19 protein-coding genes and 1 pseudogene are annotated in these 22,383 nt (G+C 75.7%); 16 read left to right on the forward strand and 4 right to left on the reverse strand.

Annotated elements, in window-relative coordinates:
* Together FA014_RS19930 and FA014_RS08255 are read left to right on the forward strand one after the other, a co-directional pair.
* Window positions 1-194 (forward strand): annotated as a pseudogene (locus FA014_RS19930) (LLM class flavin-dependent oxidoreductase); the annotation flags it as partial.
* 10 nt (window positions 195-204) lie between these two features.
* Window positions 205-1,578 carry an NtaA/DmoA family FMN-dependent monooxygenase gene (locus FA014_RS08255; RefSeq protein WP_154729215.1) on the forward strand — a complete coding sequence of 458 codons (1,374 nt, stop codon included), beginning with the start codon at window positions 205-207 and terminating at the stop codon, window positions 1,576-1,578.
* 9 nt (window positions 1,579-1,587) lie between these two features.
* Here the strand turns inward: FA014_RS08255 and FA014_RS08260 are convergent, their stop codons facing one another.
* Window positions 1,588-1,953, reverse strand: coding sequence for an STAS domain-containing protein (locus FA014_RS08260; protein ID WP_154729216.1), 366 nt, complete (start codon window positions 1,951-1,953; stop codon window positions 1,588-1,590).
* Between the two features lie 136 nt (window positions 1,954-2,089).
* On the opposite strand from FA014_RS08260, the gene FA014_RS08265 reads away from it, so the two are divergent.
* The 3 genes from FA014_RS08265 (at window position 2,090) to FA014_RS08275 (ending at window position 5,251) form a co-directional block, all read left to right on the forward strand.
* A complete protein-coding gene (locus tag FA014_RS08265) occupies window positions 2,090-2,485 on the forward strand; it encodes an ATP-binding protein (RefSeq protein WP_154729217.1) in 396 nt (131 codons plus the stop codon).
* A gap of 119 nt (window positions 2,486-2,604) precedes the next feature.
* On the forward strand, window positions 2,605-3,966 hold the full coding sequence (locus tag FA014_RS08270; RefSeq protein WP_230322972.1) for a PP2C family protein-serine/threonine phosphatase: 1,362 nt from the start codon (window positions 2,605-2,607) through the stop codon (window positions 3,964-3,966).
* Between the two features lie 133 nt (window positions 3,967-4,099).
* Window positions 4,100-5,251, forward strand: coding sequence for a MalY/PatB family protein (locus FA014_RS08275; RefSeq protein WP_154729230.1), 1,152 nt, complete (start codon window positions 4,100-4,102; stop codon window positions 5,249-5,251).
* A 75-nt stretch (window positions 5,252-5,326) separates the two neighbouring features.
* Here FA014_RS08275 and FA014_RS08280 read toward each other — a convergent pair whose 3' ends face one another.
* Window positions 5,327-7,627, reverse strand: a complete 2,301-nt coding sequence (locus FA014_RS08280) for an alpha-L-rhamnosidase (RefSeq protein WP_154729218.1) — start codon at window positions 7,625-7,627, stop codon at window positions 5,327-5,329.
* A 262-nt stretch (window positions 7,628-7,889) separates the two neighbouring features.
* Here FA014_RS08280 and FA014_RS08285 point away from each other — a divergent pair, with 262 nt between their 5' ends.
* Genes FA014_RS08285 through FA014_RS08295 form a run of 3 tightly spaced genes read left to right on the forward strand, consistent with a single transcriptional unit; the run spans window position 7,890 to window position 10,951 of the window.
* Window positions 7,890-9,194: an ABC transporter substrate-binding protein gene (locus FA014_RS08285; RefSeq protein ID WP_230322973.1), complete on the forward strand. Its 1,305-nt coding sequence runs from the start codon at window positions 7,890-7,892 to the stop codon at window positions 9,192-9,194.
* 3 nt (window positions 9,195-9,197) lie between these two features.
* Window positions 9,198-10,130 (forward strand): carbohydrate ABC transporter permease, encoded by a 933-nt coding sequence (locus tag FA014_RS08290; protein WP_154729219.1) that lies wholly within the window; start codon window positions 9,198-9,200, stop codon window positions 10,128-10,130.
* Window positions 10,127-10,951, forward strand: coding sequence for a carbohydrate ABC transporter permease (locus FA014_RS08295; RefSeq protein ID WP_230322974.1), 825 nt, complete (start codon window positions 10,127-10,129; stop codon window positions 10,949-10,951). The genes FA014_RS08290 and FA014_RS08295 overlap by 4 nt, the downstream gene beginning before the upstream one ends.
* An 18-nt stretch (window positions 10,952-10,969) precedes the next feature.
* Here the strand turns inward: FA014_RS08295 and FA014_RS08300 are convergent, their stop codons facing one another.
* Window positions 10,970-11,995 carry a LacI family DNA-binding transcriptional regulator gene (locus tag FA014_RS08300; protein ID WP_154729220.1) on the reverse strand — a complete coding sequence of 342 codons (1,026 nt, stop codon included), beginning with the start codon at window positions 11,993-11,995 and terminating at the stop codon, window positions 10,970-10,972.
* Window positions 11,996-12,195: 200 nt separating this feature from the next.
* Here FA014_RS08300 and rhaI point away from each other — a divergent pair, with 200 nt between their 5' ends.
* From rhaI to FA014_RS08340, 8 genes are all read left to right on the forward strand, one after another.
* Window positions 12,196-13,362, forward strand: coding sequence for an L-rhamnose isomerase (gene rhaI, locus FA014_RS08305; RefSeq protein WP_154729221.1), 1,167 nt, complete (start codon window positions 12,196-12,198; stop codon window positions 13,360-13,362).
* A gap of 5 nt (window positions 13,363-13,367) precedes the next feature.
* A complete protein-coding gene (locus tag FA014_RS08310) occupies window positions 13,368-14,861 on the forward strand; it encodes a rhamnulokinase (protein ID WP_154729222.1) in 1,494 nt (497 codons plus the stop codon).
* Window positions 14,862-14,899: 38 nt separating this feature from the next.
* Window positions 14,900-15,724: a class II aldolase/adducin family protein gene (locus FA014_RS08315; RefSeq protein WP_154729223.1), complete on the forward strand. Its 825-nt coding sequence runs from the start codon at window positions 14,900-14,902 to the stop codon at window positions 15,722-15,724.
* 253 nt (window positions 15,725-15,977) lie between these two features.
* On the forward strand, window positions 15,978-16,181 hold the full coding sequence (locus FA014_RS08320) for a hypothetical protein (protein WP_154729224.1): 204 nt from the start codon (window positions 15,978-15,980) through the stop codon (window positions 16,179-16,181).
* 203 nt (window positions 16,182-16,384) lie between these two features.
* Window positions 16,385-18,436, forward strand: coding sequence for a bifunctional aldolase/short-chain dehydrogenase (locus FA014_RS08325; protein WP_154729233.1), 2,052 nt, complete (start codon window positions 16,385-16,387; stop codon window positions 18,434-18,436).
* Between the two features lie 27 nt (window positions 18,437-18,463).
* Window positions 18,464-19,675, forward strand: coding sequence for an alpha-hydroxy acid oxidase (locus FA014_RS08330; protein ID WP_154729225.1), 1,212 nt, complete (start codon window positions 18,464-18,466; stop codon window positions 19,673-19,675).
* 159 nt (window positions 19,676-19,834) lie between these two features.
* Window positions 19,835-20,977, forward strand: coding sequence for a GNAT family N-acetyltransferase (locus tag FA014_RS08335; protein WP_195969213.1), 1,143 nt, complete (start codon window positions 19,835-19,837; stop codon window positions 20,975-20,977).
* A gap of 64 nt (window positions 20,978-21,041) precedes the next feature.
* Complete coding sequence (locus FA014_RS08340) at window positions 21,042-21,665, forward strand: GNAT family N-acetyltransferase (protein ID WP_154729227.1); 624 nt, start codon at window positions 21,042-21,044, stop codon at window positions 21,663-21,665.
* Window positions 21,666-21,694: 29 nt separating this feature from the next.
* On the opposite strand, the gene FA014_RS08345 is transcribed toward FA014_RS08340, so the two are convergent.
* A complete protein-coding gene (locus FA014_RS08345; protein ID WP_154729228.1) occupies window positions 21,695-22,102 on the reverse strand; it encodes a PPOX class F420-dependent oxidoreductase in 408 nt (135 codons plus the stop codon).
* Between the last annotated feature and the right edge of the window lie 281 nt (window positions 22,103-22,383).

Below are 22,383 nucleotides of genomic sequence, written 5' to 3' on the forward strand. Positions count from 1 at the left end.
CCGCGGTCGCCGGCGTCCGGCTGCTCGCCGCGGCGCTCGACGCGGACCTGCCGGTGCTCGCCCGCGACGTGCTGCCCGCGCTGCGCGCCGACCGGCGCACCGCCGCACCGCGCCCCGGCGCCACCCTGCGCGAGCACCTGGGCCTCGCCCGGCCGGAGAACCGCTTCGCCACCAGCACCCGCGCGACCGCCTGAGGAGCCCGCCGTGACCCAGCAGACCCCGCACCCGATCACCCGGCCCGACGCCCAGGTGCACCTCGGCGTCTTCTTCCAGGGCGTCAACCACACCACCGTCTGGTCCGACCCCGAGTCCGGCTCGCAGACGGACGTGACGTCCTTCGAGCGGGTCGCCCGCACCGCGGAGCGCGGCCTGTTCGACGCGTTCTTCCTCGGCGAGGGCCTGCGGCTCCGGGAGAGCCGGGGCCGGCTGCACGACCTCGACGTCGTCGGCCGCCCGGACGCGATCACCCAGCTCGCGGCGCTGGCCGCCGTGACCCGGCGGATCGGCCTGGTCGCCACCCAGAACACCACGTACAACGACCCGGTCGACCTGGCCCGGCGGCTCGCGAGCCTGGACGTGCTGTCCGGCGGCCGCGCCGCCTGGAACGTCGTCACCACCGACAACGCGTGGACCGGGGAGAACTTCCGCCGCGGCGGCTACCTGGACCACGCCCGCCGGTACGACCGCGCCGAGCAGGTGCTCGCGACCGCCCGCCGCATCTGGGACGCGTGGCCGGCGGACGACCACGGGCCCGTCGCGCACGTCGCCGCGCACGGGGACCTGCTCGACGTCGAGATCGACCCGACCACCCCGCGCAGCCCGCAGGGCCACCCCGTCGTCTTCCAGGCGGGCGACTCGCCGCAGGGCCGGGACTTCGCGGCGCGGTCCGCGGACGTGATCTTCTCCCGGCACGGCTCGGTGCTCGCCGACGCGCTGGCGTTCGCCGCGGACATCCGGGCCCGGGTCGTGGCCGCAGGCCGGCCCGAGGACGACGTGAAGATCGTCCCCGGCACCGCGGTCGTGGTCGGCGACACGGCCGCGGAGGCCGAGGAGAAGGCGCGCTGGGTCGCCCGGCAGCAGGTCACCCCGGCCACCGCCCTGCACGTCGTGGGCACGATCTGGGCCGAGGACCTCAGCGGCTACGACCCCGACGGCCCGCTGCCCGCGCACGACCCGGTCGTGGCCGAGCTCGGGGGCGAGGGCGGCTCGTCCACCACCGGGGCCCGCACGCACGAGGTCGCCGCGCGGTGGCGTGCGCTCGCCGAGGCCGAGGGGCTGTCGATCCGCGAGCTCGTCATCCGGGTGTCCGGGGAGCGCGGCTTCGTGGGCACCCCGTCCGCGGTCGCCGACGAGCTGGTGCGGTTCGTCCGGACGGGCGCGGTCGACGGGTTCAACATCAGCCCGTGGATCATCCCGTCCGGGCTGGACGACATCGTCGACCGGGTGGTGCCGGAGCTGCAGGAGCGCGGCGCCTACCGCACCGCGTACGCGGGCACCACGCTGCGGGAGCACCTCGGGCTGCGGGCCCCGCTCACGCGGCGTGCCGGCGCGGGCGTGCGCGCGGCGGCGGGGGTGTGACGCAGGGGCTCAGGCCCCGGCGGGCACCAGGTCGAGCACCGCGTCGAGCCCCGTGACCTGCAGCGTCATCAGCGGCGCGCCCGTCGCCCCCCGGACCCGGAGCCGGTCGGGGCGCCGGTGCGGCGCGATCGAGACCAGCAGGGCGAGCGCGGACGAGTCGATGAACGTGGCCGCGCTCAGGTCGACCTCCTCGACGCCGGCCGCCGCGAGCACCCGGCCCGCGCCGACCTCGTCGACGCCCAGCTCGCCGGCCAGCGTGTGCACCACGTCGATGTCGATCTCGCCCTCGGCGAGGAGCACCGCGGGCCGGGCCGGGTCGACGTGCAGGCGACCGGCGGGCCGCCGGGCGCCCGCGGGCGTCGGGAGCGTCGTCACGGGGTCAGTATGCGGGCGGCACGGCCGGCCGTCGCGCCGAGGCCCGGACCGCCCGCGGGTGAGGGGAGGGGTGAGTGCCCGGGTGGGTGGCCGTGTCCGCGGGGCGTCGCCCCGCGCGGTCGGCTACGGTCGGCGGGTGCACGGGACAGGTGGCGGTGAGGAGCGCGCTTTCCCGTCGTCGGCGTCGTCCCTCGCGCGCGCCCGCGCCTGGTCGATGGAGCGCGCCAGCGCGGCGGGTGCGCCGGGCGAGGTCGTGGACGCGGTCCAGCTCGCGATGAGCGAGGCGTTCACCAACGCCCTGCGGCACGCCCCGGGGACGCGCACGATCACCGTCAGCGTCGTCGGTGCGCGCCGCACGCTCACCTACGAGGTGGGCGACGCCGCCGCGACGGTCCCGCCCCGCCGGCGCAGCGGCCGCGAGGGCCTGCCCGGCGGGCACGGCCTGCACATCCTCGACGCCGTGACCTCGGCGTGGGGCTGGCGGCCCGCGCCGGACGGCGGCAAGGTCGTCTGGTTCACGCTGCGCTGGTGACGGCGCCCCGGGGTGACCGGGGCCGCTGAGCGCGCGCGGGCGCGGGGCGCTGTCGTACCGTCTGCCGCAGCAACCCTCCTCCAGCAGCGGGGCGGGTGCCGGGGACGAGGAGTGGCGGGGTGCGGGAGACGACGGACGAGCGGGAGCCGCTCGTCCCGGCGGTGGCCGCTCAGCTCGGCGGCACGATGGACGCCGACGAGGCGGTGCGGCGGCTCGCCCGGCTCCTCGTGCCCGCCGTCGCCGACTGGTGCCTCGTGACGCTGGTCGAGGACGACGAGTCCCGGGCGCCGCGGCGGCGGCTGCGCGACGTCGGCTGGTGGCACGCCGACCCGGACCGGCGCGAGCTCGTCGCGGCGTACGCCCTCGAGCGGATCGGGGCCCTCGTGCCGGGCTCGATGCTCATGCGCGCGATCAACTCGGGCTCGGTCGTGCACGTGCACGACGCCGCGGTCGAGGCGCTGGACCGCGTCCTGGCGCCCGGCCCCGCCCGCGACCTCGTCGAGCACCTCGCCCCGACCTCGCTGACCGTGGCCCCGCTGAAGAGCCGCGGCCGCACCCTGGGCGCGGTGAGCCTGTTCAACGGCCCGGACCGCCCGCCCCTGCAGCCGGCCGAGGTCGCGTCCGTGGTGGAGGTGGCGGCCACGGCGGCGCTCGCCCTCGACAACGCCCGGCTCTACCGGCGCCAGCGGGACGTCGCCGCCTCGTTCCAGCGCACCCTGCTCAGCGCACCGGTCCGCCCGGACGACCTGCAGGTGGTCGTCCGGTACCAGCCGGCCGCGGAGGCCGCCCGCGTCGGGGGCGACTGGTACGACGCGTTCCCGCAGCACGACGGCGGCACGATGCTGGTCATCGGCGACGTGGTGGGGCACGACGTCGAGGCGGCGGCGCTCATGTCGCAGCTGCGGTCGATGCTCCGCGCCATCGCGGTCGTCACCCGGAACAGCCCGTCCGACGTCCTGACGCTGCTGGACGCCGCGGTCCGCACGCTGCGGATCCCGGCCCTGGCGACGGTCGTCGTGGCGCGCGTCGAGCAGACGCCCGCGGAGCGCGCGGCCGGCGTCACCCGGCTGCGCTGGTCCAGCGCGGGCCACCCGCCGCCGATGGTCGTGGACGCCGACGGCACCGTCCGCGTGCTCGACGGGCCCCGGCCCGACATGCTGCTCGGCCTGCACCCGGACCGGCCGCGCGCCGACCACGAGACGGTCCTCGGGCCGGGGTCGACGGTCCTGCTCTACACCGACGGGCTGGTCGAGCGCCGGGACCGCCCGCTGCGCGACGGGCTGCGCGACCTGCAGGCCGCGCTGGGCAGGCACGCGGGCCGCGACCTGGACGCCCTGTGCGACGCCCTGCTCGCCGAGCTGCCCGGCGGCCCCGGCGAGGACGACGTGGCCCTGGTCGCGGTCCGGCTGGACGGGCCGGCCGGCGTGCCCGGCGCGTCCTCGCCCGCCGAGCGGGTGCCGCCCGACGCGTCGAGCGGGTAGCCGACGCGTCGAGCGAGCAGACGGCGGGTACCCGCTCGACGCGTCGGCTGCCCCCTGGGGCGACGTGCCCCGAGGTCGCCCCGTCGGGTGCACCGCGTGCCGACCCGTGCCTACCCTGCGGGACGTGCCCCCGATGACCCAGGCCCACCCGCTCGACGTCCTGCGCCGCCGCGGCAGCGAGAAGTGGGCGACCTACCCGGACGACGTGCTGCCGATGTTCGTCGCCGAGATGGACTACCCGCTGGCCCCGCCGGTCGCGGCGGCGCTGCGCGAGGCCGTGGACCGCGGTGACACCGGCTACGTGCCCGCCTCGGGCGGCGGGGTCCCGGAGGCGTTCGCCGCGTACGCCGCGGACACCTGGGGCTGGTCCCCCGACCCGGCGCGGATGCGGACCACCACCGACGTCAGCGTCGTCATCGTGGAGACCCTGCGCCGGCTCGTCGCGCCCGGGCAGGGCGTCGTCATCACGCCGCCGGTGTACCCGCCGTTCTCCGACCTGGTGCCGGAGGCCGGCGGCACGGTCGTCGAGGTGCCGCTGCTCGACGACGGCAGCACGCACCGGCTCGACCTCGACGGCATCGACGCCGCCCTCGCGTCGGGCGCGGCGCGCGGGGTCCTGCTCTGCCACCCGCACAACCCGCTCGGGCTGGTGCACGACCGCGCCGACCTGGCCGCGCTCGCCGCGGTGGTCGAACGGCGGGGCGGGTTCGTCGTGAGCGACGAGATCCACGCCCCGCTGACGCACGCCGGCCGGACGTTCACCCCGTACCTCGCGGTGTCGGACGCGGCGCGCGCGCACGGCGTCGCGGCCGAGTCCGGCAGCAAGGCGTTCAACCTGGCCGGGCTGAAGTGCGCGCTGGTCGTCGCCGACGGCGGCCCGATGGCGGACCTGGTGCGCGGGCTGCCCGAGGAGGTCACGGGCCGCACCGGCCACCTCGGCGCGATCGCGACCCGGGTGGGCTTCACGGACGGCCGCGACTGGCTGCGGGAGACGATCGCCGCGATCGAGCACAACGCCGACCTGCTGGGCGCGCTGCTCGCCGAGCGGCTGCCCCGGGTCGGGTTCCGGCGCCCCGGGGCCGGCTACCTCGCGTGGCTGGACCTGTCCGCCCTCGGCTGGGGCGACGACCCGGCCGCGCGGGTGCTCGCCGACGCCCGGGTCGCCCTGACCAGCGGCCCGGCGTTCGGTGCCCAGGGCGCCGGCCACGCGCGCCTCAACCTCGCCTGCTCCCCCGAGGTCCTGACGGAGGCGGTCGACCGGATCGCGCGCGCGGCCGCGGGCTGACCCGGCCCGACCGCCGGCGGACCGGACCCCGCGCCGAGGGAGGACAGCGCACCGCCCTCACTCGGCGCCGTGGTCCTATCTCGGAGCAGGGAGCGGCTGCGTCGCCGCCAGGACGCGGTGCTGCCCCGCCCCGACGACCTCGTCCGGCCGCCCCGGGAGGCGCACGACCGCCTCGACGCCGTCGGGCACCTCGACGTCCACCGCCAGCCCGCCGTCCGCGTGCCGCCACTCCACCCGCACCCGCCCGTGCCGGGTGTCCAGGGTGGTCCGGGCCCACTCGAGGCCGCCGCCGGGCACCGGCGCGACCAGCACCCGCGCGTAGCCCGGCTCGAGGGGCGCGAGCCCGCCGACGACCCGGTGCAGCCAGTCCGCGACGGCGCCGAGCGCGTAGTGGTTGAACGACGTCATCTCGCCGGGGTTGATCGTGCCGTCGGGCAGCATCGAGTCCCACCGCTCCCAGATCGTGGTCGCGCCCATCGTCACGGCGTACAGCCAGGACGGCACCTCGCGCTGCAGCAGCAGCCGGTAGGCGGTGTCCACGTGCCCGGTCGAGGTGAGGGCGTCGGTGACGAACGGCGTGCCGGCGAACCCGGTCGAGATCCGGTGGCCGGCCGCGGCGACCAGCTCGGCGAGCCGGTCGCCCGCCCAGCCGCGCTCCTCGTCGTCGAGCAGGCCGAACTCGACCGCCAGCGCGTAGACGGTCGGCGCGTCGGACAGCACCCGCCGGGCCCCGGCGTCCACGTACGCCTCCCGGAACGCGGCCCGCACCCGCGCGGCGTGCGCGGCGAGCTCGGCGGCGTCCGCGTCCCGGCCGAGGACCCCGGCCACGCGCGCCGCCAGGTCCGCCGTCCGGTACGCGCACGCCGTGGCCACGACGCCCTTGTCCGCCTTCGCGGCGTCCGGGCGGTCCGGCGGGGCGTCCGGGTCGAGCCAGTCGGCGAACTGGAAGCCCGTGTCCCACAGGCCGCTCGGCGACAGCAGCCCCGCGACGTGCCGCACGTGGTCGACGATCGAGTCGTACTGCCGCTCGAGCACCGCCCGGTCGCCGTACGCCTGCCAGAGCGCCCACGGCACCCAGACCGCGGCGTCGGCCCACACGGCGGTCGCGTCGGCGGGCTCGAACTCCGCGGGCCCCTCGGCCATCCGGCGGATCAGGTCCGGCACGACGTAGGGCACGTACCCGTCCGCGCGCTGCTCCGCCCACAGGTCCACCAGCCAGTCCCCGAGGAACCCGGACGCGTCGGCGAGGAAGCACGCGGTGGGGGCGAACGCGGCGATGTCGCCGGTCCAGCCCAGGCGCTCGTCCCGCTGCGGGCAGTCGGTGGGGACGTCGACGAAGTTCCCGCGCATCCCCCAGACCACGTTCTCGTGCAGCCGGTTCAGCAGCGGGTCGGAGGTCTCGAACCAGCCCGTGCGGGTGAGGTCGGACCCGACCACGACCGCCGTCAGCGCGTCCGGCCCGATCGCGTCGGGGCCGCCGGGCCAGCCGTCGACCTCGACGTACCGGAAGCCGTGGAAGGTGAAGGTCGGCTCGAACACGTCGTCGCCGCCGGACAGCGTGAACCGGTCGGTGGCCTTCGCCGCGCGCAGCGGCCGGACCCCGAGCTCGTCGTGCTCGAGCACCTCCGCGTGCCGCAGCGTCACCACGTCGCCGGCGGTGCCGCGCACCCGGACCCGCACCCAGCCGACGAGGTTCTGGCCGAAGTCGACCAGCACCCTCCCGGACGGGCTGCGCCACACCCGCTCGGCCGCCCGCTCCCCCAGCCGGCGGACGGGCGGGGCGAGGTACGGCCCCAGCCGGCCGGTGTCGTAGGCGACCGGGTGCACGCCGCCCCACCGCGGGTCCGCCGCGGGCGGCCCGTCGAACGGCCCCGCCCAGCCGGGGTCCAGCCGCCGCGCGTCGACCGACTGCCCGTCGTAGAGCGAGTCCGCGGTCACCGCGCCCGCGGCGGCGGTCCACGCCTCGTCGGTCGCGACCACCTGGGTCGCGCCGTCCCGGTACGTGATCCGCAGCTCGGCGAACCCGGCGACCTCGTCGCCGTACGGCCGCGCCCCCGCGCCCCAGCCGAGCCGCCCGCGCCACCAGCCGTCGCCGAGCGCGAGCCCGAGCGTCGGCGTGCGCCGGGTGAGCAGCGCGGTCACGTCGTGCCGGGCGTACCGCAGGCGCTCCTCGAACGCCGACCAGCCCGGCGTGAGCAGGTCGTCCGACACGGGCTGCCCGTCGATCCGGGCCTCGACGACGCCGAGGGCGGTGAGCAGCAGCTCGGCGGAGGCGACCTCGCCGGGGTCCTGGTCGAGCGTGAACGTGCGCCGGAGCAGCGGCGCGGCGTCCAGTTCGGCGTCGGGCGCGATGAACCGTGCCTGCCAGGTGGTCATGGGTCCGTGGGTCCTCTCGTCGACGTCGTCGTCGCGGGTCGGTGCGCCTACCGGGTGAATCGCTTCAACCCGTCGCGCCCGCATCGTCGCCCGGCCCGCGGCGCGCCGTCAAGGGGTCACCCCCGCGCAGCAGGGCGATGCCAAGTCGTGACCCCTAGGACTCTTGACCCAGGTGATCGCCTCCCCTAGCCTCGCCGCAGCAGTGAATCGGTTCAAGCACTGTCGGGGCAACGACGCCCGGCGCCTTACGAGGAGGTATCGCGTGAACAGGACCCGACCCCTGACGGCCGGCGCGGCGGCGGTCGCCGCCGCCCTGGCCCTGACCGCCTGCGGCGGCTCCGGCGACGCCGGGGACGGTGAGGCCACGTCGCTGTCGGTGTACATCGACAGCACCCCGGCCTCGGTCGAGCTGTGGGACGGACTCAAGGCCGCCTACGCGGAGGAGAACCCGGACGTCACCATCGAGGTGGAGACGCACCCGGCCGGCTCGGAGGGCGACAACCTGGTGAAGACCCGGCTCGCGACCGGGGAGATGAACGACCTGTTCTGGTACAACTCCGGGTCGCTGTTCCAGGCGCTCAAGCCGGACCAGAACCTGGTGCCGCTCGACGACGAGGACTGGGTCGACTCGCTCGACGACAACTTCGCCACCGTCGTCTCGACCGACCAGGGTCTGTACGGCGCGCCGGTCGGGGCCTCGTTCGCCGGCGCCGTGATCTACAACAAGGACATCTACGCCGACCTCGGCCTGCAGGTCCCCACGACCTGGGACGACTACATGGCGAACAACCAGGCGATCAAGGACGCCGGGCTCGTCGCCGTCGCGCAGTCCTACGGCGACACCTGGACCTCGCAGGTCCCGGTGCTCGGCGACTTCTACAACGTCGAGGCGGCCGAGCCCGGCTGGGCCGACGCGTACACGGCCGGGGACGCGAAGTTCGCCGACCAGCCCGCGCTCGCGGGGTTCGAGCACCTGCAGGAGGTGTTCGACGCCGGCCTGATGAACGAGGACTTCGCGTCCGCCACCTACGACGACGCGGTCAAGATGCTCGCGGAGGGTCAGGCGGCGCACTACCCGATGCTCACCGGCAACGTCGCGGCCGCCATCGGCGAGAACTACCCCGACGCGGCCGACAGCCTCGGCGTCTTCCCCCTGCCGAGCTCGCAGGGCGACGCCAACGGCCTCACGGTCTGGATGCCGAACGGCACCTACATCCCCAAGACGACCGAGGGCCCGCAGCTCGACGCGGCCAAGGAGTTCCTGGCCTGGCTGGTCACGCCGGACAGCTGCGCCGCCCAGGCCGAGGCCTCGACGCTCGGCGGCCCGTTCGTGGTGGACGGGTGCGACCTGCCCGACGACGTGCCGGCGCTCGTGTCCGACATGCAGCCGTACTTCGACAGCGGCGACACCGGCCTCGCGCTGGAGTTCCTGTCCCCGATCAAGGGCCCGGCCCTGGAGCAGATCACCGTCGAGGTGGGCTCCGGCATCCGCAGCGCCGAGGACGGCGCGGCGCTCTACGACGAGGACGTCGTCAAGCAGGCCCAGCAGCTCGGCCTGGACTGGTAGGACATGACCCTCGTGCGCCCCGCCGCCCCCGCGGGCACGGCGGCGTCGCGTCCGGCCCGGCGGGACTCCCGCCGGGCCGGGCGGCGCAGCCCGTACCCCAGCTGGTTCTTCCTGCCCGCCGGCGTGTTCTACCTGGTGCTGTTCGTCGTCCCGACCGGCGCGTCGTTCTGGTACGCGCTGACCCGCTGGGACCTGTACTCGGCGGAGTTCATCGGGCTCGACAACTTCGCGCAGTTCTTCCGGGAGCCCGCGCTGGTCAAGGGCTTCGTCAACACGTTCGTCTACGCGTTCCTCACCTCCGGCGCGAAGGTGGTGCTCGGCCTCGCGCTGGCCGTGCTGCTGACCTCGCAGATCATCGCGCGGGGCTACCTGCGCTCGGTGGTGTTCTTCCCGGTGCTGGTCAGCACGATCGGCGTCGGCGTGACGTTCAAGGTGCTGCTCGACCCGTTCGACGGCGCCGTGAACCAGGTGCTGTCCTGGGTCGGCGTCACCGGCCCCGGGTGGCTGACCGACCCGAGCCTCGCGCTGTTCTCCGTGGCGCTGGTCGACGTCTGGAAGGGCGTGGGCCTGGCGACGCTGATCTACATCGCCGGCCTGGTCGCGATCCCGCAGGAGTACTACGAGGCGGCCCGCGTCGACGGCGCGAACGCCTGGCAGAACTTCCGGAACATCACGCTGCCGCTGGTGCGCCCGGCCACCGTGACCGTGGTGCTGCTGTCGCTGATCGGCGGCCTGCGGTCGTTCGACCTCATCTGGACCATGACCCGCGGCGGCCCCGGGTTCAGCAGCGACGTCATCGGCTCGGTGATCTACAAGCAGTACCAGGCCGGGTTCTACGGGTTGTCCACCGCCGGGAACGTCGTGCTGTTCGTGGTGATCGCCGTGATCATCTTCCCGCTGTCGCGCTGGCTGAACCGCAAGGAGGTGACCCTGTGAGGCGCCGTGGCGTGGTCCTCGGGTCGGTGTCGATCCTCGCGAGCACCGTGGTGTTCGTCGTCCCGTTCGTGTTCGTCCTGCTGACCGCGTCGAAGTCGCAGCAGGAGGCGTCGCTGCTGGAGTTCTCGCTCCCGACCGAGTGGGCCCTGCTCGACAACGTCCGCACCGTCCTGGAGTCGAACGACGGCATCCTGGTCCGGGCGTTCTGGAACTCCACCGTGCTGACCGTGACCTCGGTCGCGATCATGACCGTGCTCGCCGCGATGGTGGGCTACGTGGTGCAGCGCCGGCGCAGCCGGTGGAACCCCGTCGTGGACGCGATGGTGCTGGCCGGGCTCATCATCCCGCCCGCCGTGGTGCCGACCATCTGGGTGCTGCAGGGCATCGGGCTGTTCAAGACGATGGCCGGCCTGATCGCCGTGCACGTCGCGTTCGGGCTGTCGTTCTGCATCCTGCTGTTCCGCGCGTTCGTGGCGACCATCCCGCGCGAGCTCGACGAGGCGGCGCTGATCGACGGTGCCGGGCCGATGCGGCTGTTCTTCTCCGTGATCTTCCCGCTGCTGCGCGCCGTGATCGTCACCGTGGTCGTGGTGCAGGCGGTGACCGTCTTCAACGACTTCACCTACGCGCTGTACTTCCTGCCCGGCGCCGACAACGCGACCGTGCAGCTCACGCTGTACAACTTCCAGTCGCAGGGCCTGAACCAGTGGAACCTGCTGTTCGCGGACGTGCTGCTCATCACGGTCCCGCCGCTGGTGATGTACGTGATCTTCAACCGGCAGATCGTCGCCGGGATGACCTCGGGCGCGGTCAAGGGCTGACCCGTGCCGCCGCGAGGATCAGGCCGGGACGCTGGACGACCGGACGACCAGCTCCGGCTGGAACACCTGGTGCTGCTTCACGGGCTCGCCGGCTGCGGACCGTGCCAGCAGGATCTCCGCGGCCCGGTAGCCGAGGGCGTGCGCGGGCTGCCGGACGGAGGTGAGCGGGGTCGCCAGCTCCGCCGCCACCTCGATGTCGTCGTAGCCGACGATCGCGATGCTGCCGATCAGGTCGGGCCGGCGGCGGCGGATCTCCCGCTGCACGCCGATCGCGACCAGGTCGTTCACGCAGAACACGGCTGTCGGCGGGTCGTCGGACTCGAGCAGGGCCGCGAACACCCCGGCGGCCCCGCCGGCGTCCAGCGACGGCAGCGGCACCTCGCGCACGACCGCGTCCGGGTCCAGCCCGCGGCGCTCCACGGCGCGGCGCAGGCCGGTCAGCCGGTCGCGGCAGGGACGGATCGCGTGCGGGCCGTTCAGCATGACGACGGAGCGGTGCCCGAGGTCGAGCAGGTGCTCGCCCGCGAGCACGCCGCCCGCGACGTCGTCCACCGCGACCGAGGACAGCAGGTCGGTCGGCGACGGGCGGTCCAGCAGGACCGTGTGCACCCCGCGGGACGCGAGCGCCAGGAGCGGGCCGAGGTCGTCGCCGGTGGGCACGACCAGCAGCCCGGAGACGCCGTGCTCCTCGAACAGCCGCAGGTAGCGCGCCTCGCGCTCCGGGTCGTCGTCGGAGCTGGCCAGCATGAGGGTGTGGTCGGCCGCGGCCAGCCGGTCCTCGATGCCGCGCGCGACCTCGGTGAAGAACGGGTTGCGGATGTCCAGCACGATCGCGCCGACGGTGGTGATCGTGCCGGCGCGCAGCTGCCGCGCGGACGCGTTGGGCACGAAGGCCAGGCGCTGGATCGCGTCGAGCACCCGGTCGCGGGTCGCGGCCGCCACCCGGTCGGGGCGGTTCAGCACGTTCGACACGGTGCCGACGGACACGCCCGCCAGGCGCGCGACGTCGCCGATCGAGCTGCGGCGGGTGGCCGAGGTCGACACCGCTCACCTCCGCCTCGTCGGGTCCGCGCGGGCCCCGCGTGCCGCGGCCCGTCCGGCGCAGCATAGCCGCGCGGGCGGCCCCGCACCCGGACCGCGTCCCCGGGGTGGCGCACCGATTCACCTCGCGCGACGGCGCGGCGGGACTTGCTTCCGCGGGCGTCGCAATGAAACGATTCATCGACACGTCGAAGGAGACACCCATGTCGTTCACCCCCGAGATCGCCGCCGCTCTCGACCGGCAGGCGATCGAGCTCCCCTCGTGGGCGTTCGGCAACGCCGGCACCCGGTTCAAGGTGTTCACCACCCCGGGCACGCCGCGCACCGTCGAGGAGAAGCTCGCCGACGCCGCCGAGGTGCACCGGCTCACCGGCCTGGCCCCGTCGGTCGCGCTGCACATCCCGTGGGACCTGGTGGACGACTTCGGCAAGCTCGCCGCCCACGCCGACGACCTCGGCCTGCGGCTCGGCACCATCAACTCGAACACGTTCCAGGACGACGACTACCGGTTCGGCTCGCTCACGCACCTCGACCCGACGGTGCGGCGCAAGGCGATCGACCACCACTACGCCTGCATCGAGGTCATGGACGCCACCGGGTCCCGGGACCTGAAGATCTGGCTGCCGGACGGCACCAATTACCCCGGCCAGGGCGACATCCGCGGCCGGCAGGACCGGCTGGCCGAGTCGCTGCGGGCGATCTACGACCGGCTCGGTCCCGACCAGCGGCTGGTGCTCGAGTACAAGATCTTCGAGCCGTTCTTCTACACGATGGACGTCCCGGACTGGGGCACCGCGTACGCGCACGCCACCGCCCTCGGCGACCGCGCCGTCGTCTGCCTCGACACCGGCCACCACGCGCCGTCCACCAACGTCGAGTTCATCGTCGCCCAGCTGCTGCGGCTCGGGCGGCTCGGGTCGTTCGACTTCAACTCCCGGTTCTACGCCGACGACGACCTCATCGTCGGGGCCGCCGACCCGTTCCAGCTGTTCCGGATCATCGCCGAGGTCGTGCGCGGCGGCGGGATCGACCCGGGGTCCGACGTGCAGTTCATGCTCGACCAGTGCCACAACATCGAGGACAAGGTCCCCGGGCAGATCCGCTCGGTGCTCAACGTCCAGGAGATGACGGCCCGGGCCCTGCTCATCGACCGCGACGCCCTCACCGCGGCCCAGGAGGCCGGCGACGTGCTCGCCGCCAACGCGGTCTACATGGACGCGTTCTACACCGACGTCCGGCCCGCGCTGGCGGACTGGCGCGAGTCCCGCGGCCTGCCGCGCGACCCCGTGGCCGCCTACGCCGCGTCGGGCTACGGCGAGCGGATCGCCGCCGAGCGGGTCGGCGGGCAGCAGGCCGGCTGGGGCGCCTGACGCCGATGCCCACTCCCCCCGCGCTGGTCGCCGTCGACCTCGGGGCGTCCAGCGGGCGGGTGCTCGCCGGGCGCCTCGAGGCGGGGCGGCTCACCACCCACGAGGCCGGCCGGTTCCCCAACCGCCCCGTCCGGGCGGGCGGCCGGCTGCACTGGGACGTGCTCGCCCTGTGGGCGGGCGTCCAGGACGGCCTGCGCGCCGCGGCGCGCTCGCACGGCCCCGTCGCGTCGGTCGGCATCGACACCTGGGCCGTCGACTACGGCCTGCTCGACGCCGACGGCCACCTGCTGGGCAACCCGGTGCACTACCGCGACGGCCGCACCGCCGGCGCCGCGGAGGCGTTCGCCCAGCTGCTCGCCCCCGCCGCGCACTACGCCGCGACCGGCAGCCAGGTGCAGCCGTTCAACACGGTGTACCAGCTGCTCGCCGCGGGGTCGGCGGCCGGGTGCTCGACGTCGCCGCGGGCGGCGGACCGGCTGCTGCTGGTCCCCGACCTGCTCGGCCGGTGGCTGTCCGGCGCCGAGGCCACCGAGGTCACCAACGCGTCGACCACCGGCATGCTCGACCCCGCGACCCGCCGGTGGAGCCCCCCGGTGCTCGACGCGCTCGCCGCCTCCCCCGCCGGCGACGTGCGGCGGCTGCTCGCCCCGCTCGTCGAGCCCGGGACGGTGCTGGGACCCGTCCTCGCGGGGGTCGCCGGCGACCCGGGGCTGGACGGGGCGCTGCACGTGGCCGTCGGCTCGCACGACACCGCCTCGGCCGTGGCCGCGGTCCCGCTGGGCGACGCCCCCGCCGCGTGGATCTCCTCGGGCACCTGGTCGCTCGTCGGCGTCGAGCTGGCCGCCCCGGTGCTCACGTCGGCGGGGCGGGCGGCGAACTTCACCAACGAGCTCGGCGTCGCCGGCACCGTGCGGTACCTGCGGAACGTCGCCGGGCTCTGGCTGCTCCAGGAGTCGCTGCGGTCCTGGGCCGACGCCGGCGACCCGCAGGACCTGACGACCCTGCTCGCCGCGGCCGCCGACGCGCCCGCCCTGCGCACCGTCGTCGACGTCGACGACCCGGCGTTCGCGCCGCCCGGCGACATGCCCGCGCGGATCGCGGCGGCGGCGCGCCGGACCGGCCAGCCGGTGCCCGAGCGCCCGGCCGAGGTCGCGCGGTGCGTCCTCGACTCGCTCGCGCTGGCCTACCGCCGCGCCGTGCACCAGGCCGCGGCGCTGTCGGGCCGCGACGTCCAGGTGGTGCACGTGGTCGGCGGGGGCGCGCGCAACGCGCTGCTGTGCCGGCTCACCGCGGACGCCACCGGCCTGCCGGTCGTCGCGGGGCCGGTCGAGGCCACCGCGATCGGCAACCTGCTGACCCAGGCGCTCGCGCTCGGCGAGCTGTCCGGGGGCCTGACGGCGGTGCGCGAGGTCGTGCGCGCATCGTCCGGCCTCGTCACGCACCACCCCGGGGGACCCGAGCAGCCGTGGGCACGGGCCGAGGAGCGCCTGTGGCCGTGACGGCAGCAACGCCATCCGCACCCGCCGAAGGACACGACATGCCCCTGCACGCCCCGTTCCCCGAGCTCGACGAGCTGCTCACCGCCATGGGCGAGGCCGGCTCCCGCATCTGCGCGATCGACGCCTCCGAGGCCGGCGCCGGGAACATCTCCGTCTACATCGGCTGGGACGTCGAGGTGCGCCGCCGGTTCCCGATCACCGAGGAGATCACCCTCCCGCTGCCCGCACCCGCCCTCGCCGGACGGACCGTGCTGGCCACCGGGTCCGGGCGCCGGCTGCGGCAGATCGCCGCCGACCCCGAGGCCGCCATCGGGGCCGTGCGGATCCACGAGGGCGGGACCACCGCGACCCTGCACACCTCGCCGAGGCGGCTGTTCGAGCGGCTGACCTCGGAGTTCAACTCCCACCTCGCCGTGCACCAGGACCAGGTCGCCCGACGCGGCATCGAGTTCCAGGCCGTCGTGCACGCCCAGCCGCCGCACCTGACCTACCTGTCGCACGTCCAGGCCTACCGGGACACGGCCGCGATGAACCGGGCGATCCTGCGCTGGGAGCCGGAGTCCATCGTGTCGCTGTCCCAGGGCGTCGAGGTGCTGGAGTTCATGATCCCCGGCTCCGACGAGCTCCAGGCCGCCAACGTGGCCGGCCTGCGGGAGCGGGAGATCGTGCTGTGGTCCAAGCACGGCACCATGTCGCGGTCCGACGTCTCGGTGACGCGGGCCGTCGACCGGGTCGAGTACGCGGAGACCGGGGCCAAGTACGAGTACATGGACCTCGTCGCCGGCCGGCGGGCGCAGGGGCTCACCCGGGAGGAGATCGCCGCGGTGGCGACGGAGTTCGGCGTCGACTCGCCCTGGGCGTGAGGGGCGCGGTACCGGCGTCCGGGGGGCGGGACCGGGCCCTCGGGCGGGACCGGGCCCTCGGGCGGGACCGGACCCGGGGGTCGTGGCCGCGCGGGCCCGGATCGAGGCCCACCAGCACCGGGGACGAGCTGGCGGTGCGGCTGGGCGACCACGACGCGACGACCGGCCCCGACGACGCACCCCTACCGTCCTGACGCGCCCGTCGCGCGACCGATGCCCGCCCGTGGCAGCGTTGCCGAGGGAGGGAGGCAGGATGGCCGACGTCGTGCTGCTCGCGCTCCCGTTCGTCGTCGTCGGGGCCGTCGGGCTCGTGGTGATCCTGTGGCTGCGGCGACGCTCCCCCGGTACGCGGCCGTCGGCGGCGGGTCGCACGATGGTCCGGGTGTACCTCGGCATCGCGGCGGTCGCCGCCCTGCTGTTCGTGCCCCTGGCGATCGCCGCCTGGACCGCGCCCTAGGCCGCGACACGAACCGCGCACCTCGTCCAGGGCCTCCGCGCGCCGCGCCTCACGCTCCACGCGCCCGCGCCACACGCCGCCCCTGGCATCCCGCGCTGCCCCCCACACCTGTTCCCCGGCGTCGCCGAGGTCCTCCGTTGACGCGGGACCTGCGACCCACTTAGGTTGTGAATCGATTCATCCCCCACGAGCCGGAGACGACGATGTCCAACCCCGCCGCCGACCTGATCGCGCGTTCGAACCGCCTCGGCGCCGACCCGCGCACCACCAACTACGCCGGCGGCAACACGTCCGCCAAGGGCACCGCGACCGACCCGGCCACGGGCCGGCCGGTCGAGCTGCTGTGGGTCAAGGGCTCGGGCGGCGACCTCGGCACGCTGACCGAGAAGAACCTCGCGGTGCTCCGCCTGGACCGGCTGCGCGCGCTCGTCGACGTGTACCCGGGGGTCGAGCGCGAGGACGAGATGGTCGCGGCGTTCGACTACTGCCTGCACGGCCGCAGCGGCGCCGCGCCGTCGATCGACACGGCGATGCACGGCCTGGTCGACGCGGCGCACGTGGACCACCTGCACCCGGACGCGGGCATCGCGCTGGCCACCGCGGCGGACGGCGAGGCGCTGACCCGTGAGGTGTTCGGCGACGCGGTGGTGTGGGTGCCGTGGCGGCGGCCGGGCTTCCAGCTGGGCCTGGACGTCGCCGCGATCAAGGAGCAGAACCCGCAGGCGATCGGCTGCGTCCTCGGCGGTCACGGGATCACCGCCTGGGGTGACACGTCCGAGGAGGCCGAGGAGCGGTCGCTGCGGATCATCCGCACCGCCGAGCGGTTCATCGCCGAGCGCACCGAGGCGCTGGCCGCCGAGGGCCGGCACCCGTTCGGCGCGATCCGCCCCGGGTACGCGCCGCTGCCGGACGCCGAGCGACGCGCCCGGGCGGCGGCCCTGGCGCCGGTGATCCGCGGGCTCGCGTCGACGGACCGGCCCCAGGTCGGGCACTACACGGACACCGACGTCGTGCTCGACCTCGTCGCCCGCGAGGAGCTGGGCCGGCTCGCGGCGCTCGGCACGTCGTGCCCGGACCACTTCCTGCGCACCAAGGTCTCGCCCCTGGTGCTCGACCTGCCCGCGGTCGCCCCGCTGGACGAGGTGGTCGCGCACCTGCGCGAGCGGCACGCGGCCTACCGCGAGGAGTACCGGGCGTACTACGAGCGGCACGCCACCCCGGACTCCCCCGCGATGCGCGGGGCGGACCCGGCGGTCGTGCTGGTGCCGGGCGTCGGGATGTTCTCGTTCGGCAAGGACAAGCAGACAGCGCGCGTGGCCGGGGAGTTCTACGTCAACGCGATCAACGTGATGCGCGGGGCCGAGGCGATCAGCACCTACGCGCCCATCCCGGAGTCGGAGAAGTTCCGGATCGAGTACTGGGCGCTGGAGGAGGCCAAGCTCGCGCGGATGCCGAGGCCGAAGCCGCTCGCCACCCGCGTCGCCCTGGTCACCGGCGCCGGGTCCGGCATCGGCAAGGCGATCGCCGAGCGGCTGGCCGCGGAGGGCGCGTGCGTCGTGGTCGCCGACGTGAACCTGGAGGGCGCGCAGGAGGTGGCCGCGGCCCTCGGGGGGCCCGACGTCGCCGTGGCCGTGCGCGCGGACGTCACCGACGAGGAGGCCGTCGCCGGTCTGGTCCGGGAGGCGGTGCTGGCGTTCGGCGGCGTGGACCTGGTCGTGAACAACGCGGGGCTGTCCATCTCCAAGCCGCTGCTCGAGACGACGACCCGGGACTGGGACCTGCAGCACGACGTCATGGCCCGCGGGTCGTTCCTGGTCTCCCGGGAGGCGGCCCGGGCGATGCTCGCCCAGGGCATGGGCGGCGACATCGTGTACATCGCGTCGAAGAACTCGCTGTTCGCCGGCCCGAACAACGTCGCCTACTCGGCGACCAAGGCGGACCAGGCGCACCAGGTGCGGCTGCTCGCGGCCGAGCTCGGCGAGCACGGCATCCGCGTCAACGGAGTGAACCCCGACGGGGTGGTGCGCGGGTCCGGCATCTTCGCGGGCGGCTGGGGCGCGCAGCGCGCCGCGACCTACGGCGTCCCCGAGGAGGAGCTCGGCGCGTACTACGCGCAGCGCACGCTGCTGAAGAAGGAGGTGCTGCCGGAGCACGTCGCCGCGGCGGTGTTCGCGCTCACCGGGCCGGACCTGGTGCAGACGACCGGCCTGCACGTGCCCGTGGACTCCGGCGTCGCCGCCGCGTTCCTGCGCTGAGCCGCGACCCGAGAGAGGATCTGCGACATGACCGAGCGCCAGCTGCCCCGGTGGTCCGAGCTCAAGCCGCTGCTGCGACCCAAGCCGGTCCGCCTCGACCCGACGCGCCGCCGCCTGGAGGACGCGCTGACGATCGCCGACCTGCGGACGGTCGCCCGGCGCCGCACGCCGCGGTCGGTGTTCGACTACACCGACGGCGCCGCCGAAGCCGAGATCAGCCTGCGCCGCGCGCGGTCGCTGTTCCGGCAGCTCGAGTTCAACCCGTCGATCCTGCAGGACGTGTCGGAGGTGGACACGACCACCGCCATGCTCGGCAGGCCCGCCGCGGTGCCGTTCTCGTTCGCCCCCACCGGGTTCACGCGGATGATGCACCACGAGGGCGAACGGGCCGTCGCGCGGGTCGCGCAGCGCCGCGGCATCCCGTACGCGCTGTCCACGATGGGCACGACGTCGATCGAGGACGTCGCCGCCGAGGCGCCGGACGCCCGGAAGTGGTTCCAGCTGTACGTCTGGAAGGACCGCGCCGCGGGCGAGGACCTGATGGCCCGGGCGAAGGCGTCCGGGTTCGAGGCGCTGCAGCTCACCGTCGACGTGCCGGTGGCCGGCGCGCGGCTGCGGGACACCCGCAACGGGTTCTCGATCCCGCCGGCGCTGTCCGTGAAGACGGTGCTCGACGCGGGGATGCACCCCGCGTGGTGGCTGAACCTGCTCACCACGCGGCCCCTGGAGTTCGCCTCGCTGCAGTCCTGGGGCGGGACCGTCGCCGATCTGCTGGACAAGCTGTTCGACCCGACGATGACGATCGCGGACCTGGAGTGGCTGCGGGCGTCCTGGGACGGGCCGCTGGTGATCAAGGGCATCCAGACCGTCGCGGACGCGCGGCGGGTGGTCGACGCCGGCGCGGACGCGATCGTCCTGTCCAACCACGGCGGCCGGCAGCTCGACCGCGCGCCCGTCCCGCTGCGGCTGCTGCCCGACGTGCGGGAGGCGGTCGGCGACCGCGCGGAGGTCTGGCTGGACACCGGCATCCTGTCCGGCGCCGACGTGGTGGCCGCGCTCGCGCTCGGGGCGGACGCGACGATGGTGGGCCGGGCGTACCTGTACGGGCTGATGGCGGGCGGCGAGCGCGGCGTCGACCGGGCGGCCGAGATCCTCACCCGCGAGGTCCGGCGCACGATGGCGCTGCTGGGCGTGCGGACCGTGGCCGACCTCGGGCCGCAGCACGTGCGGCTGCCGTAGCGCCGACGCCCGGCCGACCGTGTCCGGCCCCACCCGCCCGGGTCGGCGCGGGTGGGGCGGGGCGGCGCGCGCCGCGCGGCTGGGCCGGTCGGGTGACGCCCGGCCGGTTCACCCGCTGACCAGGACAAAACCGGGCAAATGCCGCCCTACGGTCGGCGCATGGACATCCGGCTCCTCCCGCTCGCCGAGGTGACCGACGGCGACGCCCGCGCGTGGCAGGCGCTGGCCGCCGGTGCGCTCGCGCCGAACATGTGCCTCGACCCCCGGTTCCTGCTGACCGCCCGCGCCCGGCCGGACGCGCACGAGGTCCGGGTGCTCGCCGCCGTCGAGGGCGGGGCCTGGCTGGGCGCGCTCGCGGTGACCACCAAGCGGGTCACCCCGCGGCTGCCCGTCCGCGCGCTGACCACGGGCGGCGCGTTCATGACCTCGCAGTGCGACCGGCACCACCCGCTGCTGCACCGGGACCGGGCGGACGAGGCCCTGGACGCCCTGCTGCGCGGCGCGCCGACCGTCGGGCTGCCCGGCCTGGCGCTGCTGCGCCGGTTCCCCGCCGAGGGGCCCGTGGCCGAGGTGCTCGACCGGGTGGCGGCCCGGCGGCGGATGCGGGTGCACGAGCGCAGCCGCGACGTCGGGGCCTGGGCCCCGCGGGCGGCGTTCGACGTCCTGCCGGTGCCGGCGCCCGTCGAGGGGGTGGTCGTGGACCCGCCGCTGTCGACCGCCCACCTGCGCACGGACGACGCCCGGAATGTTCGGCGCGTCGCCCGCGGGCTGGCCCGGGAGCTCGGCGGCCCGCTGGAGCTCCGGGACGAGTCGGACGACCCCGCCGCCGTCGACCGGTTCGTCGCGCTCCAGGCCGCGGGGTGGAAGGGCGACCCGGCCCGGGGCGGCGCGGCGGTCGGGCTGGACGCCGCGGACGAGCGCTGGTTCCGCGACATGGTGGCCGCGTTCCGCCGCGACGGCGACCTCGACGCGCTGCGGCTCACCGCCGGCGGCGAGACGATCTGGGCCGGGTTCCACGTCCGCTCGGGCCGCGGCTGGTTCGGGCTGCTCGACGCCTACGACGAGCGGTTCCGCCGGTTCAGCCCGGGGTCGGTGGGCCGGCTCGCGGGCCTGACGTACCTGCTCGGCACCACGGACGCGCCGTTCGTGGACCCGGGGTTCGGCTCGCACTACGCCGTCGGGGCGCGGCTGTGGCCCGCCGCGCGGCCGCAGGTCGACCTGCTGGTGGGCGCGCGGGGCCCGGCCGCGCGCGCGGTGCTGCGGGCCGTGCCGCTCGCCCGGCGCCTGGGGGTCGCGACGTAGCCGCGGCGACGAGGCATGCTGGGGGCGAGCCGCACCCCCGCGCCCTCCCCGGAAGGACCCCGCCGTGACGGTCGTCGTCGAGCCCGCCCGACCCGACGAGGCGGCCGCGTGCGCCCGGCTGCTCGCCGACGCCCTCGGCGACGACCCGGTGATCCGCGCGATGATCCCCGGCGACCGGGACCGGACCGCCCGGCTCGTGGCCCTGCACACGGCGCAGCTGCGGTCCGGGCCGCTGCCGGCGGGGACGGTCGACGTCGCCCGCACCGCGCCGGGCGGCCCGCCGGTCGGCGTCGCGGTGTGGCACCGGCCCGGGCCGGAGGCACCCCTGCGGGAGAGGCTGCGCCACCTCCCCGCGGTCGTCCGGGCGATCGGCCTGCGGCACCTGCCGACGGCGCTCGCGCAGACCGCCCGCTACGAGCGGCACCGGCCGCGCTCCCCGCACTGGTACCTGGAGGAGATCGCCGTCGGCCCCGACGCGCGCGGGCTCGGCGTCGGCTCCGCGCTGCTCCGGCACCGGCTGGCGGCGGTGGACGCCGCGGGCCTGCCGGCGTACCTCGAGGCGACCACCGAGGCGAGCCGCCGGCTGTACGAGCGGTTCGGCTTCGTGGCGACCGGCGAGGTCCCGGTCGCGGGCCCCCGCCCCTGGGCGATGCTGCGCCAGCCGGCGGCCCCGTCGGCGGCCGGGTAGCCCGCCCGGCGCGCGCGGCCCGCCGCGGCTCAGCTCTGGTGCGCGCCCCAGCCGTGCCAGCGGTCGACCTCGACGACCGCCGAGAACCGCGGGCTCTCGCGGTCGGGGTACGGGTGGCCGGTGTAGTGCTCCGACAGGCTGTCGATGCCCGAGCGGTCCGCGTCCTCGGTGATCTCGACGACCCGGCCGACGAGCGTCACGTGGGTGTACCAGTCGTCGGCGTCCAGCACGGTCAGGGTCACGCGCGGGTCCCGGCGCAGGTGCCGCAGCCGCACCCGGGAGCCGTCGAGGTTGAGCAGCACCCGCCCGTCCTCGCGCCACAGGTACCAGGTGGCGGCGGACACGGGCGTGCCGTCGGAGCGCAGCGTCGCCATGACGGCGGGGTTCGGGCGGCGGAGCATCGCGACGGCGTCGGGCGGGAGCGGGGGCGTGGCCACGGGTGGACCTCCAGGTCGGGACGGTGCGGGCCGCCCCAGTGTCACCCACCCGCCACGACCGGCGCGCGCGCCGGGCCATCCGGCGCGGGTGGCGACCCCGCGGGCGGGATCTGCGACGATCGGGGCCGAGACCGACGACGACGGGCCCCCCGCGCTCCCGCGGCACGCCAGGAAGGGACCCGCCCATGACGCAGCCGGAAGCCACCCCGGCCCCCACGCCGGCCCCGGTCGCCCCGGGCCCGGCCGCCGGGCCCGCCGCACCCGCCCGGCGCCGGCGCCAC

It is taken from the genome of Cellulomonas hominis (genome assembly GCF_005239125.1).
In the GTDB taxonomy this organism is placed as follows: Bacteria; Actinomycetota; Actinomycetes; order Actinomycetales; family Cellulomonadaceae; genus Cellulomonas; species Cellulomonas hominis_A.

Bases quoted from the DNA above. Each gene is read 5' to 3' on its own strand.
- FA014_RS08275 (WP_154729230.1), top strand. From the start codon at position 4,100: ATGACCCAGGCCCACCCGCTCGACGTCCTGCGCCGCCGCGGCAGCGAG.
- FA014_RS08280 (WP_154729218.1), bottom strand. From the start codon at position 7,627: ATGACCACCTGGCAGGCACGGTTCATCGCGCCCGACGCCGAACTGGAC.
- FA014_RS08290 (WP_154729219.1), top strand. From the start codon at position 9,198: ATGACCCTCGTGCGCCCCGCCGCCCCCGCGGGCACGGCGGCGTCGCGT.
- rhaI (WP_154729221.1), top strand. From the start codon at position 12,196: ATGTCGTTCACCCCCGAGATCGCCGCCGCTCTCGACCGGCAGGCGATC.
- FA014_RS08310 (WP_154729222.1), top strand. From the start codon at position 13,368: ATGCCCACTCCCCCCGCGCTGGTCGCCGTCGACCTCGGGGCGTCCAGC.
- FA014_RS08315 (WP_154729223.1), top strand. From the start codon at position 14,900: ATGCCCCTGCACGCCCCGTTCCCCGAGCTCGACGAGCTGCTCACCGCC.
- FA014_RS08320 (WP_154729224.1), top strand. From the start codon at position 15,978: ATGGCCGACGTCGTGCTGCTCGCGCTCCCGTTCGTCGTCGTCGGGGCC.
- FA014_RS08325 (WP_154729233.1), top strand. From the start codon at position 16,385: ATGTCCAACCCCGCCGCCGACCTGATCGCGCGTTCGAACCGCCTCGGC.
- FA014_RS08330 (WP_154729225.1), top strand. From the start codon at position 18,464: ATGACCGAGCGCCAGCTGCCCCGGTGGTCCGAGCTCAAGCCGCTGCTG.
- FA014_RS08335 (WP_195969213.1), top strand. From the start codon at position 19,835: ATGGACATCCGGCTCCTCCCGCTCGCCGAGGTGACCGACGGCGACGCC.